Raw genomic sequence first — 13,818 nt, forward strand, 5'->3', positions numbered from 1 at the left:
GACGAGACCTTGCGCCGATGAACAATGCTTTGAACCAGCTTCAGCCCTACCCGTTCGAGAAACTCCGTGCGCTGCTCGGCAGCGTTCAGCCAGCAGCGGACAAACGCGCCATTGCCCTGTCGATCGGTGAACCGAAGCATGAGTCGCCGGCCTTCGTCGCCCAAGCCCTGGCCGACAGCCTCAAGCAGATGGCCGTGTACCCGACCACTGTCGGCCTGCCGGCCCTGCGCCAGGCCATTACCCGCTGGTGCGAACAACGCTTTGGCGTGCCGGCCGGCTGGCTGGATGCCGACAAACACGTGCTGCCGGTCAACGGCACCCGTGAAGCGCTGTTCGCCTTCACCCAGGCCGTGGTCAATCGCAGCGACGACGGCCTGGTGATCAGCCCCAACCCGTTCTACCAGATCTACGAAGGCGCAGCCCTGCTGGCCGGCGCCACCCCGCACTACCTGCCGTGCCTGGACAGCAACGGCTTCAACCCGGATTTCGACGCGGTGTCGGCCGAGACCTGGCAGCGCTGCCAGATACTTTTCCTCTGCTCCCCAGGCAACCCCACCGGCGCCCTGGTGCCGATGGAGACCCTGAAAAAGCTGATTGCCCTGGCCGACCAGTACGATTTCGTGATCGCCGCCGACGAGTGCTACAGCGAGCTGTACTTCGACGAGCAAAGCCCGCCGCCGGGCCTGCTCAGCGCCTGCGTGGAACTGGGCCGCAGCGACTTCAAGCGTTGCGTGGTGTTCCACAGCCTGTCCAAGCGCTCCAACCTGCCGGGCCTGCGCTCAGGCTTCGTGGCCGGCGACGCCGAGATCATCAAGCCGTTCCTGCTCTACCGCACCTACCACGGCTGCGCCATGCCGGTACAAACCCAGCTGGCGAGCATTGCCGCCTGGAACGATGAAGAACACGTGCTGGCCAACCGCGACCTGTACCGCGAAAAGTTCGATGCAGTACTGGCGATCCTCGCCCCGGTACTGGACGTTCAGCGTCCGGACGGCGGCTTCTACCTGTGGGCCAAGGTGCCAGGCGATGACGCCGCGTTCACCCGTGACCTGTTCGAAGCCCAACACGTGACCGTGGTGCCGGGTTCGTACCTGTCGCGCGAAGTGGATGGCGTCAACCCGGGTGCCGGGCGGGTGCGCATGGCATTGGTAGCGCCATTGGCCGAGTGTGTAGAAGCAGCCGAGCGGATTCGCGCGTTCTTGCAGAAGTAAACGGCCCCATCGCGGGGCAAGCTGAACTGGTCAACAGATTTTGGACACCGGTTTAGGTTCATGCCGCAACCTTGAGCTTTTTCTCCATGGCTACCGGGGTTTCATAGCCGTTGTAGCTGTGGAGACGCTTAAGGTTGTAACGCATCAGATAAGCCTGGATGTCTAACTGTGCTTGCGCTTCGGTTTCGTAACCTTCTGCTGGCATCCACTCAGACTTCAATGCACCGAAGAAGCGCTCCATGACGGCGTTATCCCAGCACTGGCCTCGGTGACTCATGCTCTGTTCCAGACCGTACTCCTCAAGAGCAGCCCTGAATTTATGGCTGGTGTACTGACAGCCCTGATCCGAGTGGAACATCACTCCAGCCGGTCTACCTCTAGATTCGGCCGCCATTCGTAGCGCCTCGCAGGCAAGCCGGGCATCGGCGATCATTGAGAAAGCCCAGCCCACCACTCGGCGAGCATACAAGTCGATCACAGCCGCCAAGTACAGCCAACGCTTGCCTACCTGGATGTAGGTGACATCGCCGCACCACACCTGGTTGACCGTCGAGACGTTGAAGTTTCGCTTGAGCTGGTTACTCGCGATCAATGCTTCTGTGCCCGATGATCGGTAACGATGCGGCCTGCGTTGCTTGCATTGCAGACCGGCTTCCTTCATCAGCATACGTACCTTGTATCGCCCGGCTTTATGGCCAGCACGACGCAATTCCCGAACCAGCGTTCGCGACCCAGCAGAGCTACGAGAGGCCTTGAAAAGGCTGGCCATCGTTGAACGCAGATCCTCTCTGACCGGATCCTTTCGTCCCTGGCGTTTTCGCCATGCGTAGAAACTGCTGCGCCGAACTCCAAGGACGCGACAGCAGTCGAAAACACCAAATTGCTCACTCAGTTCGTTGATCAACGAGAACGATCCTTGGAGTCCCGAGCAGGAGAGCACTGGCCTTTTTTAGGATTTCGATATCCCGGTCCTTTTGCCGGACTAGCGCTTCCAGCTCCTGGATTCGCTGCTGCTCTGGAGTGATGGCCTTGGCGCCGACTGGTGTTTGACCTTCTCGTTCCTGGCGCAGTTGCTCGACCCAGCGACGAAGCGCGGTCCGCCCTAGGCCAAGGCTCTCGCAGACATCAGGGACTGACTCACCATCGTCCAGCACCATCTCGGCAGCTTTGATTTTGAATTCGTTCGAGTAAGATTTTCGCACTGATTTTGCCTCCAATTGGGCGCCATAATAGCGCCCGACGAAGGTGTCCAAAATCATTAGGCCAGTTCAAGCCCGCTCCCACAGATGATGGTAGGAGCGGGCTTGCCCCGCGATGCTTTACTTCACCGGCCCCAGATTCGCCTCACTCATGTCCAGCTCCCCCAGCACCTGACGCACCACGTCATCACCGATCTGATGCTGGCGATGCAGGTTGTACAGCTCCAGACGCTGGGCCCGCAGCGCGCGCAGGCGCAAGCGCCGTTCGAGTTGGTCCATTTGCGCGGCCAGGGCCTGGGCTTCGGCGCTGTCGTTGAAGGTATCGAGCTGATGCCGGTATTCAGCCATCAACCGCGCCTTGAGTTCAGCCGCCAGGGCTGCCTGGGAGGCATCCAGCGGGGTACCGGCCTCGGCCAGATCTTCTGCCTCAAGCGCGTGAATCGCCGCCTCGGCCGTGCGTCGCCAGGCCTCCTGGGCTTCCTGGCGCAGGGCGTCATCCGGGCTTTTGGTGACACCGCGCAACAGCAGCGGCAAGGCGATGCAGGCGGCGACCAGCGACAGCAGAATCACCCCGGCAGCGATGAAAATCAGCAAATCACGCTCCGGGAAGTCCTTGCCGGCGCTGATCAACAGCGGCACCGACATGACACCGGCCAGGGTCACTGCCCCGCGCACGCCGCCGACGGTCAACAACCAGCAGGAACGGGCGTTGGGCACCAGCACCAGGTCTTCTTTACCGCGCCAGCGGCGGATCACGCCAATCAGGCGCCAGATGCTCTGCACCCAGATAAAGCGCAGGGCCAGCAGTACCGCAAAGATCGCCACTACATCCAGGCAGCGCCATAGCAAGGTCGGCCACAGCGAGGCTTCGTGACTGGTCACCGCCTTGATGATGTCGGGCAACTGCAAGCCCAACAACAGAAAGATCAGACCGTTGAAAGCGAACTCCAGCAGCGACCAGACGCTGCGGTTGAGCAGGCGCGTGCTGGTCTGCCGGGGCAGCAGGTCGAGCCAGCTCTGCATCATCCCCGCCGCTACCGCCGAGAGAATGCCGGAGGCACCCAGGCGCTCGGCCAGCACATAAGCGGCAAACGGCAGCAGCAACATGAACACGACATGGGTGGCCGGGTCATCCCAGCCGCGGGCGATCATCCAGGCGCGCAGGCGGCCGACCAGCCAGCTCTGGGCCACACCGATGGCCAGGCCACCGACGGCGACCAGCACGAAGGTCAGGCTGGCCTCGGCCAGGGAGAACACGCCGGTGATTGCCGCCGCCAGGGCGAACTTGAAGGTCACCAGGCCCGAGGCGTCGTTCATCAGCGCCTCGCCCTGGAGCATGTGCATCAGGGGCGTCGGCAGGCGGTCCTGGGTGATTGCCGAGACCGCCACGGCGTCGGTGGGCGACAGTACCGCCGCCAGGGCAAAGGCCACCGGCAGAGGAATGCTGGGCAGGATCCAGTGAATGAAATAGCCGGCACCTACTACGGTAAACAGGACCAGGCCGACCGCCAGGGTCAGGATCGGCCCGCGTAGCCGCCAGAGGTCGCGCTTGGGCATCCGCCAGCCATCGGAAAACAGCAGCGGTGGCAGGAACAAGAACAGAAACAATTCCGGGTCCAGGGCCACGTGCAGGCCCAGGGTCGGCCACGCCAGCAAGGCGCCAGCGGCAATCTGTACCAGCGGCAGGGGCAGCGGGATCATCCGCCCGACCAGTTTGGAAACACTCACCAGCATCAGCAGGATGAGAACGGTGTAGGCTGATTGCATTCAGCGAGTCCTGTTCAATTCAAACGCATTCAATAACTTATGCGGGGCTGGGCACGGCATTGCCATTGAAACGACATATTAGCCGCTTAGGCTGCCGGCGCACCGCTGCACAAAAGTCGCAGAACCGTCCAGAACCTGTAACACAATGCTACAAAGAGCCGTGGCAACGCCAACCCAAAGCCGCCGACCATGGCATAATCCTTCACCATTTTTTCCCAGGGGGGCAAGACATGACCAAACGCGACACGCCATTGCACCTTTATGGAATCAAGGCCTGCGACACCATGAAGAAAGCCCGCACCTGGCTCGAAAACCAGGGCCTGGGCTACGATTTCCACGACTACAAGACCCAGGGCATTGACCGTGCGAGCCTTGAGCGCTGGTGCAATGAACATGGCTGGCAAACAGTACTCAACCGTGCTGGCACCACCTTCCGCAAACTAGACGACGCCCAGAAGGCCGATCTCGACCAGCTCAAGGCCATCGAACTGATGCTGGCCCAACCGTCGATGATCAAGCGCCCTGTGCTCGACCTCGGTAAGCGGACCCTGGTCGGCTTCAAGCCTGATCTGTACGCGGCCGCCCTTCAGTAACCCGGCGCCGAGCTTTCATTCAATTTCGCAAGAGGTAACTGCATGTCCACTTCCCTGTTCAGCCTGGCCTTCGGTGTCGGCACCCAGAACCGTCAAGGCGCCTGGCTGGAAGTCTTCTACGCACAACCGCTGATCAACCCGGCTGCCGAACTGGTCGCTGCCATCGCCCCGGTCCTGGGCTATGAAGGCGGCAACCAGGCGATCGCCTTCAGCACCAGCCAGGCTGCCCAGCTGGCCGAAGCCCTCAAGGGTGTCGATGCTGCCCAGGCCGCACTGCTGACCCGCCTGGCCGAAAGCAACAAGCCGCTGGTAGTCACCCTGCTGGCCGAAGACGCCGCGCTGACGTCCACCCCGGAAGCCTACCTGAAGCTGCACCTGCTTTCGCACCGCCTGGTCAAGCCACACGGCCTGAACCTGGCCGGTATCTTCCCGCTGCTACCGAACGTGGCCTGGACCAGCCAGGGCGCCGTCGACCTGGCGGAGCTTGCCGAGCAGCAACTGGAAGCGCGCCTGAAGGGCGAGCTGCTGGAAGTGTTCTCGGTGGACAAGTTCCCGAAAATGACCGATTACGTAGTCCCTGCCGGCGTGCGTATTGCCGACAGCGCCCGTGTACGCCTGGGCGCCTACATCGGCGAAGGCACCACCATCATGCACGAAGGCTTCGTCAACTTTAACGCCGGCACCGAAGGCCCGGGCATGATCGAAGGCCGCGTTTCCGCGGGCGTCTTCGTCGGCAAGGGTTCGGACCTGGGCGGCGGCTGCTCGACCATGGGCACCCTGTCCGGCGGCGGCAACATCGTCATCAAGGTTGGCGAAGGCTGCCTGATCGGCGCCAACGCCGGTATCGGCATCCCGCTGGGCGACCGCAACACCGTTGAAGCCGGCCTGTACATCACTGCCGGCACCAAGGTGAACCTGCTGGACGAGAACAACCAGTTGGTCAAGGTCGTCAAAGCCCGCGACCTGGCCGGCCAGACCGACCTGCTGTTCCGCCGCAACTCGCTGAACGGTGCCGTGGAGTGCAAGACCCACAAGTCGGCCATCGAGCTGAACGAAGCGCTGCACGCCCACAACTAAGTGGTACCATCGGGTCTGGCCTAACGCCAGGCCCGATTTTCAGGTCCGATCATCATGTTCCAGCCCTCCCCCTGGCGCGCTGACTTTCCAGCCATCGACGCCCTGCAACGCCAGCACCAGACCTACCTGGACAGCGCCGCTACCACGCAAAAACCGCAAATCCTGCTCGATGCCCTGAGCCACTACTACGGCCATGGTGCTGCCAATGTGCACCGTGCCCAACACTTGCCCGGCGCCCTGGCGACCCAAGCCTTCGAACGCAGCCGGGAAAAGGTCGCCGGCTGGCTGAACGCCGTCGACAGCCAGCAAATCGTCTTCACCCATGGCGCCACCTCGGCCCTGAACCTGCTCGCCTATGGGCTTGAGCCGCTGTTCGAGGCCGGTGACGAAATTGCCATTAGCGCCCTGGAGCACCACGCCAACCTGCTGCCCTGGCAACAGTTGGCACAGCGCCGCGGACTCAAGCTGGTGGTGCTGCCACTGGACAGCCGCGGCCTGATCGACCTCAACATCGCCCTGCAACTGATTGGCCCGCGCACCCGGGTGCTGGCGGTCAGCCAGTTGTCCAACGTACTTGGTGCCTGGCAGCCGCTGGAGCCCCTGCTGGCCCATGCCCAGGCCCAGGGCGCGCTGACCGTGGTCGATGGCGCCCAGGGCGTGGTCCACGGCCGTCATGACGTACGCCAGCTGGGCTGTGACTTCTACGTATTCTCCAGCCACAAGCTGTATGGCCCTGACGGCGTCGGCGTGCTCTACGGCCGCAGCGAGGCCCTGGCGCGCCTGCGTCATTGGCAATTCGGCGGCGAGATGGTGCAGATCGCCGACTACCACAGCGCCAGCTTTCGCCCGGCGCCGCTGGGCTTCGAAGCCGGTACCCCGCCGATTGCCAGCGTGATCGGCCTCGGAGCCAGTCTCGATTACCTGGCGGGGCTCGATGCCCATGCGGTCGCCGAGCATGAAGCCGGCCTGCACCGGCATCTGCTGCGCGGCCTCAACGACCGCGAAGGCATCCGCCTGCTTGGCCAGCCGCAACTGGCCCTGGCCAGCTTCGTAGTCGACGGTGTGCACAACGCTGATCTGGCCCATATGCTCACCGAACAAGGCATCGCCGTGCGCGCCGGCCATCACTGCGCCATGCCATTGCTCAAAAGCCTCGGCCTGGACGGTGCGATCCGCGTGTCCCTGGGCTTGTACAACGACTCCGACGACTTGCAGCGTTTCTTCGAAGCTCTGGATCAAGCCCTGGAGTTGCTGCGATGAGCCTGCCGATGGCCGCACAGGAAGCCCTGAATGTCTTCGAACAGGCGGCCGGCTGGGAACAGCGCGCACGGTTGCTGATGCAATGGGGCGAGCGTCTGGCGCCCTTGAGCGAAGAGGAAAAGTCCGAATCCAATCGTGTTCATGGCTGCGAAAGCCAGGTCTGGCTGGTGGCCGAGCAGCAGGACGGCCAGTGGCGCTTCAAGGGTGCCAGCGATGCGCGGATCATCCGCGGCTTGCTGGCGCTGCTGCTGGTACGGATCGAAGGGCTGTCCAGCGCCGAACTGGCACAACTGGATCTGCCTGCCTGGTTCAATCAGCTGGGCCTGGGCCGCCAGCTCTCGCCTTCGCGCAGCAACGGCCTGAACGCCGTGCTGCAACGCATGTCTCAGCTCGCCGCGGGCGCCTGAGCCTTGCGCTCGGACGGGCGGCGGGCGCCGCCCACAAGCTTTTCCACCGCCTTGCTGGCGGCGACCATGCCGAAGGTTGCAGTGACCATCATCACCGCGCCGAAGCCGCCGGAGCAGTCCAGCTTAACCCCCTCGCCGACAAAGCTCTTCTGCAGGCAGACGCTGCCGTCGCCTTTGGGGTAGCGCAACTGTTCGGTGGAGAACACACAGGGCACGCTGTAGTTGCGGGTCACCGTGCGGGAAAAACCATAATCGCGACGCAGGGTCGAACGCACCCGCGAAGCCAGCGGGTCGTTGAAGGTCTTGTTCAGGTCGGCGACGCGGATCTGGGTCGGATCGATCTGCCCTCCAGCACCACCGGTGCTGATGATGGTGATCTTGTGGCGCTTGCACCAGCCAATCAGCGCGGCCTTGGCCATGACGCTGTCGATGCAGTCGATCACACAGTCGATGTGCTCACCGATGTACTCGGGCAGGGTTTCCTTGGTGACGAAATCCACCACCGCATGCACCTTGCACGCCGGGTTGATGGCCCGCAGGCGCTCGGCCATGACCTCGGCCTTGGCGCGGCCGATATTGCCCTCCTGGGCATGCAACTGACGGTTGGTATTGCTGACGCAGACATCATCGAGGTCGAACAGGGAGATTTCGCCCACGCCGCTACGGGCCATGGCTTCGGCCGCCCAGGAGCCGACCCCGCCGATACCGACGATGGCTACGTGGGCCTCGCGCAGGCGCTGCAGGCCGTTGTCACCGTACAACCGGGCGACACCGGCAAAGCGTGGATCTTCTGTACTCATGGCCCAACCCCGAAAAAACCGGCGCGTATTATAGGCCTCTTACGACGCGATGGCACCCTGCTGTACCCGCCGCCTGAGTCGTGCATTGGTAAAGGTAGTTGTAATCCTGCTTTAATGTCCCATGCAATCCAAAGACTTGGACGACAAAAGTACGGGCTAAGAACTTCAGCTCCTGAAGCCAATCCAATCTTCTGCCACCGACCTGTTCTCACATTGCCAGGACAGGACGCACGCAGGATTCGCGCCCTCCGGCGCCCGCCCGTTCCACCTTTCGGAACCCGAACTATCTATGTCATCGCGTAAATTTGGTATCAACCTGGTGATAGTCATGGCCATCGCCGCGCTATTCACCGGGTTCTGGGCGCTGATCAACCGCCCGGTTTCCGCCCCCAACTGGCCGGAGCAGATTTCCGGTTTCTCCTATTCGCCGTTCCGCCAGGGCGAGAGCCCGCAAAAGGGCCAGTACCCGAGCGAGGACGAACTGCGCCAGGACCTCGAACAGCTCAGCAAGCTGACCGACAGCATCCGTATCTATACGGTGGAAGGCACACAGGCGGAGATTCCGCGCCTGGCCGAAGAGTTCGGCCTGCGCGTGACCCTGGGGGTGTGGATCAGCCCGGACCTTGAGCGCAACGAGCGGGAAATCGAGAAAGCCATCGAACTGGCCAACAGCTCGCGCAGTGTCGTGCGGGTCATGGTCGGCAACGAAGCGCTGTTCCGCAAGGAGATCACCCCGGAGGCGCTGATCCAGTACATGGACCGGGTGCGCGCGGCGGTAAAGGTACCGGTGACCACCAGTGAGCAATGGCACATCTGGAAAGAACATCCGGAGCTGGCCAAGCATGCCGACCTGGTGGCTGCGCACATCCTGCCATACTGGGAATTCATTCCGATGAAGGATGCCGGCCAGTTCGTCCTCGACCGTGCCCGCGACCTCAAGCAACAATTCCCACGCAAACCGCTGCTGCTGTCTGAAGTCGGCTGGCCAAGCAACGGCCGCATGCGTGGCGGTGCCGAAGCGACCCAGGCCGACCAGGCCATCTACCTGCGCACCCTGGTCAACAAGCTCAACCGCCAGGGCTACAACTACTTTGTCATCGAAGCCTACGACCAGCCGTGGAAAGCCAGCGACGAAGGCTCGGTGGGCGCTTACTGGGGCGTATTCAATGCCGCACGCCAGCAAAAATTCAACTTTGAAGGCCCGGTTGTAGCCATTCCGCAATGGCGCGTGCTGGCGGTCGGTTCGGTGGTACTGGCGATGCTCTCGCTGACCCTGCTGCTGATCGACGGCTCGGCCCTGCGCCAGCGCGGCCGGACCTTCCTGACCTTTATCGCCTTCCTTTGCGGTTCGGTACTGGTGTGGATCGGCTACGACTACAGCCAGCAATACAGCACCTGGTTCAGCCTGACCGTGGGCTTCCTGCTCGCCCTCGGCGCCCTCGGCGTGTTTATCGTGCTGCTCACCGAGGCCCATGAGCTGGCCGAAGCGGTGTGGATTCACAAACGCCGCCGGGAATTCTTGCCGGTGCAGGCCGACGCGGCCTACCGTCCCAAGGTCTCGGTGCATGTGCCGTGCTACAACGAGCCGCCGGAGATGGTCAAACAGACCCTCAACGCCCTGGCGGCGCTGGATTATCCGGACTACGAAGTCCTGATCATCGACAACAACACCAAGGACCCGGCGGTCTGGGAGCCGATCAAGGCTCACTGCGAGATGCTCGGCGAGCGCTTCAAGTTCTTCCACGTCGCGCCCCTGGCCGGTTTCAAGGGCGGTGCGCTGAATTATCTGATCCCGCATACCGCCAAGGATGCCGAAGTGATCGCAGTGATCGACTCGGACTACTGCGTCGACCGCAACTGGCTCAAGCACATGGTGCCGCACTTCGCCGATCCGAAGATCGCCGTGGTGCAATCGCCCCAGGACTACCGCGACCAGAACGAAAGCACCTTCAAGAAGCTGTGCTACAGCGAATACAAGGGCTTCTTCCATATCGGCATGGTCACCCGCAACGACCGTGACGCGATCATCCAGCACGGCACCATGACCATGACCCGGCGCTCGGTGCTCGAAGAGCTGGGCTGGGCCGACTGGTGCATCTGCGAGGATGCAGAGCTCGGCCTGCGGGTGTTCGAGAAAGGCTACTCGGCGGCCTATTCCCACGAGAGCTATGGCAAGGGCCTGATGCCTGACACCTTCATCGACTTCAAGAAGCAGCGCTTCCGCTGGGCCTACGGCGCCATCCAGATCATCAAGCGCCATGCCGCAAGCCTGCTACGCGGCAAGGACTCGGAACTGACCCGTGGCCAGCGCTATCACTTCCTCGCCGGCTGGCTGCCGTGGATTGCCGATGGCATGAATATCTTCTTCACCGTCGGCGCCCTGCTGTGGTCGGCGGCGATGATCATCGTGCCGCAACGGGTCGACCCACCGCTGCTGATCTTCGCCATTCCGCCACTGGCGCTGTTCGTCTTCAAGGTCGGCAAGATCGTGTTCCTCTACCGCCGTGCGGTAGGCGTGAACCTCAAGGACGCTTTCGCCGCGGCCCTGGCCGGCCTTGCCCTGTCGCACACCATTGCCAAGGCGGTGCTGTACGGTTTCTTCACCAGCAGCATCCCGTTCTTCCGCACGCCGAAGAACGCCGACAGCCATGGTTTGCTGGTGGCGCTTTCCGAAGCCCGTGAAGAGCTGTTCATCATGTTGCTGTTGTGGGGTGCGGCGGCCGGGATCTACCTGGTTCAGGGCCTGCCGAGCAACGACATGCGTTTCTGGGTGGCCATGCTGCTGGTGCAGTCGCTGCCGTACCTGGCGGCACTGATCATGGCCATGCTGTCGTCGCTGCCCAAGCCGGTGGATGCCGCACAGCCGGCCCAGGCCTCCTGACCCCGGGGCGGCCTTGCCGCCCTTTCGCCGGCAAGGCCGGCTCCCACAGGACGGGTAAACACCCAACCTGTGGGAGCTGGCTTGCCAGCGATGAGGCGCTGACAAACAGCGCAGATCCAAGGTCCTCAACCCCTGCTTTTGCTATAAGATAACCCCCCTCGAATTCGTGCCCTGCCTTGCCCCGGAGCTCCCCATGACGGCCCCAGCCGACCTCTCGCCTACCCTTGAACTGGCCTGCGACCTGATTCGCCGTCCGTCGGTAACCCCGCTGGACTTCGATTGCCAGAAACAGATGATGCAGCGCCTGGGCGATGCCGGTTTCATGCTCGAACCGATGCGGATCGAAGACGTCGACAACTTCTGGGCCACCCATGGCACCCAGGACGGTCCCGTGCTGTGCTTCGCCGGCCACACCGACGTAGTCCCGACCGGCCCGGTGCAAGCCTGGCAGAACGATCCGTTCGACGCCCTGATCGATGCCGATGGCATGCTCTGCGGGCGTGGCGCTGCCGACATGAAGGGCAGCCTGGCGGCCATGGTGGTGGCCACCGAGCGCTTCGTCGCCGACTATCCCAACCATCGCGGCAAGGTCGCCTTCCTGATCACCAGCGATGAAGAAGGCCCGGCCCACCACGGCACCAAGGCCGTGGTCGAGCGCCTGGCAGCACGCAACGAGCGCCTGGACTGGTGCATCGTCGGCGAGCCATCGAGCACCAGCCTGGTCGGTGACGTGGTCAAGAACGGCCGTCGCGGCTCGCTCGGCGCCAAGCTCACCGTGCGCGGCGTACAGGGCCATGTGGCCTACCCGCACCTGGCGAAGAACCCGATCCACCTGGCCACTCCGGCCCTGGCGGAACTGGCTGCCGAGCACTGGGACGAAGGCAACGCGTTCTTCCCGCCGACCAGCTTCCAGATCTCCAACCTCAACTCCGGCACCGGCGCCACCAACGTGGTGCCGGGCGAGCTGACCGCACTGTTCAACTTCCGCTTCTCTACCGAATCGACGGTCGAAGGCCTGCAGCAGCGAGTTGCCGCCATCCTCGACAAGCACCAGCTGGATTGGCACGTGGACTGGGCCTTGTCGGGCCTGCCGTTCCTCACCGAGCCGGGCGACCTGCTCGACGCCGTATCGGCGAGCATCAAGGCGGTCACCGGCCGTGAAACCAAGGCGTCGACCAGCGGCGGCACCTCCGACGGGCGCTTCATCGCCACCCTCGGCACCCAGGTGGTCGAGCTGGGCCCGGTCAACGCCACCATTCACCAGGTCAACGAGCGGATCCTGGCCAGCGACCTCGACGTGCTGACCGAAATCTACTACCAGACCCTGACCCGGTTGCTTGCCTGATGCTCACCTGCCCAATCTGCAGCGCCGCGCTGAGCACCCTCGACAATGGCGTGGCCTGCCCGGCCGGCCACCGTTTCGACCGTGCCCGACAGGGTTACCTGAACCTGTTGCCGGTGCAGCACAAGAACAGCCGTGACCCGGGCGACAACCAGGCCATGGTCGAGGCCCGCCGCGACTTTCTCAACGCCGGGCATTACGCCCCGGTAGCCCGGCGCCTGGCCGAGCTTGCCGCTGAACGCGCACCGGCACGCTGGCTGGATATCGGCTGTGGCGAGGGTTACTACACCGCGCAGATCGCCGCAGCGCTGCCCGAGGCCGACGGTTATGCCCTGGACATCTCCCGCGAAGCGGTCAAGCGTGCCTGCAAGCGCAACCCGGCGCTGACCTGGCTGGTGGCGAGCATGGCCCGGGTGCCGCTGGCCGATGCCAGTTGCCAGTTCCTGGCCAGTGTCTTCAGCCCGCTGGACTGGCAGGAAGCCCTGCGCCTGCTGAGCCCCGGCGGCGGCCTGATGCGCGTCGGCCCGACCAACGAGCACCTGATCGAGTTGCGCCACAAGCTCTACGATGAAGTGCGCGACTACGCCGACGACAAACACCTGGCACTGGTGCCAGCGGGCATGCAGCACGCCCATAGCGAAACCCTGAAATTCCGCCTCAGCCTTGCCGATAGCAAGGCCCGCGCCGACCTGCTGGCCATGACCCCGCATGGTTGGCGCGCCAGCGCCGATAAACGCGCGCGCGTCATCGACCAGGCCGAGCCTTTCGAGGTCACGGTATCGATGCGTTACGATTACTTTGTGCGCCAAGACTGAGCGCACCCGGAGCCCCTATGCGCCAACCCGATATCGAGATTTACCTGAAAGACGCCGACGTCGACCACAAGCAGATCGCCGCCTGGCTCACCGAGGCACTCGGCCCGTGCAGCGACTGGCAGCAGAAAGGCCAGACCTACAAGTGCAAGGCCGGTAACATTCCAGTTACCTGGTTACCGAAGGCTGTGGGCAAATGGAACAGTCTTTACCTGGAAAGCGACCAGACGCCGTGGGACGACGACATCGCCTGCGCGCGCGCCGCCTTTGCCGCGCTGAGCGTCGAAGTGCGCTGCGCGCCGGGCACCTGGGTCGAGGAAGAAGGTGAAGAGGATGCCGATCGCTGGATCCGCATCAGTGCCGACGGTGAAGAGGAAATCACCTGGCGTACCAACTGAAATTGCTTCTTCGAAAAGGCCCGCCCCGGTTGTCCGGCGGCGGGCCTTTTCGCTTGTGGGCCCAGGCTCGA

General features: G+C 63.3%; 12 protein-coding genes. 9 read left to right on the forward strand and 3 right to left on the reverse strand.

Annotated elements, in window-relative coordinates:
* The first annotated feature begins 17 nt into the window (after positions 1-17).
* Positions 18-1,211, forward strand: a complete 1,194-nt coding sequence (gene dapC / locus CCOS864_RS22230) for a succinyldiaminopimelate transaminase (protein ID WP_115088389.1) — start codon at positions 18-20, stop codon at positions 1,209-1,211.
* A 58-nt stretch (positions 1,212-1,269) separates the two neighbouring features.
* Here dapC and CCOS864_RS22235 read toward each other — a convergent pair.
* A protein-coding gene (locus CCOS864_RS22235) for an IS3 family transposase (RefSeq protein ID WP_420849248.1) occupies positions 1,270-2,470 on the reverse strand; the annotation gives its coding sequence in 2 pieces (ribosomal slippage) (positions 1,270-2,124 and positions 2,126-2,470; 1,200 coding nt in all).
* Between the two features lie 60 nt (positions 2,471-2,530).
* Positions 2,531-4,177 (reverse strand): Na+/H+ antiporter, encoded by a 1,647-nt coding sequence (locus CCOS864_RS22240; RefSeq protein WP_115088391.1) that lies wholly within the window; start codon positions 4,175-4,177, stop codon positions 2,531-2,533.
* A gap of 230 nt (positions 4,178-4,407) precedes the next feature.
* Here CCOS864_RS22240 and CCOS864_RS22245 point away from each other — a divergent pair, with 230 nt between their 5' ends.
* Genes CCOS864_RS22245 through CCOS864_RS22260 form a run of 4 tightly spaced genes read left to right on the forward strand, consistent with a single transcriptional unit; the run spans position 4,408 to position 7,514 of the window.
* Positions 4,408-4,770 (forward strand): ArsC family reductase, encoded by a 363-nt coding sequence (locus tag CCOS864_RS22245; RefSeq protein ID WP_115088392.1) that lies wholly within the window; start codon positions 4,408-4,410, stop codon positions 4,768-4,770.
* A 42-nt stretch (positions 4,771-4,812) separates the two neighbouring features.
* Positions 4,813-5,847: a 2,3,4,5-tetrahydropyridine-2,6-dicarboxylate N-succinyltransferase gene (gene dapD, locus CCOS864_RS22250; RefSeq protein WP_115088393.1), complete on the forward strand. Its 1,035-nt coding sequence runs from the start codon at positions 4,813-4,815 to the stop codon at positions 5,845-5,847.
* 54 nt (positions 5,848-5,901) lie between these two features.
* Positions 5,902-7,107: an aminotransferase class V-fold PLP-dependent enzyme gene (locus CCOS864_RS22255; RefSeq protein ID WP_115088394.1), complete on the forward strand. Its 1,206-nt coding sequence runs from the start codon at positions 5,902-5,904 to the stop codon at positions 7,105-7,107.
* On the forward strand, positions 7,104-7,514 hold the full coding sequence (locus CCOS864_RS22260; RefSeq protein WP_115088395.1) for a SufE family protein: 411 nt from the start codon (positions 7,104-7,106) through the stop codon (positions 7,512-7,514). Before CCOS864_RS22255 ends, CCOS864_RS22260 begins: the two co-directional genes overlap by 4 nt.
* Here CCOS864_RS22260 and tcdA read toward each other — a convergent pair.
* Complete coding sequence (gene tcdA, locus CCOS864_RS22265; RefSeq protein WP_115088396.1) at positions 7,493-8,314, reverse strand: tRNA cyclic N6-threonylcarbamoyladenosine(37) synthase TcdA; 822 nt, start codon at positions 8,312-8,314, stop codon at positions 7,493-7,495. The two genes, CCOS864_RS22260 and tcdA, sit on opposite strands and share 22 nt — an antisense overlap.
* Before the next feature lie 289 nt (positions 8,315-8,603).
* Here tcdA and CCOS864_RS22270 point away from each other — a divergent pair, with 289 nt between their 5' ends.
* From CCOS864_RS22270 to CCOS864_RS22285, 4 genes are all read left to right on the forward strand, one after another.
* On the forward strand, positions 8,604-11,195 hold the full coding sequence (locus CCOS864_RS22270; protein WP_115088397.1) for a glycosyltransferase: 2,592 nt from the start codon (positions 8,604-8,606) through the stop codon (positions 11,193-11,195).
* A 193-nt stretch (positions 11,196-11,388) separates the two neighbouring features.
* Entirely contained in the window at positions 11,389-12,540 is a 1,152-nt protein-coding gene (gene dapE, locus CCOS864_RS22275; RefSeq protein ID WP_115088398.1) for a succinyl-diaminopimelate desuccinylase, read from the forward strand.
* Positions 12,540-13,352 (forward strand): putative RNA methyltransferase, encoded by an 813-nt coding sequence (locus CCOS864_RS22280; protein WP_115088399.1) that lies wholly within the window; start codon positions 12,540-12,542, stop codon positions 13,350-13,352. The genes dapE and CCOS864_RS22280 overlap by 1 nt, the downstream gene beginning before the upstream one ends.
* A gap of 17 nt (positions 13,353-13,369) precedes the next feature.
* The gene (locus CCOS864_RS22285; RefSeq protein WP_115088400.1) at positions 13,370-13,747 is read left to right on the forward strand and encodes a hypothetical protein; all 378 of its coding nucleotides are present in this window, start codon (positions 13,370-13,372) and stop codon (positions 13,745-13,747) included.
* The last annotated feature ends 71 nt before the right edge of the window (positions 13,748-13,818 follow it).

The sequence above is a fragment of the Pseudomonas wadenswilerensis genome, from assembly GCF_900497695.1.
GTDB lineage: Bacteria > Pseudomonadota > Gammaproteobacteria > Pseudomonadales > Pseudomonadaceae > Aquipseudomonas > Aquipseudomonas wadenswilerensis.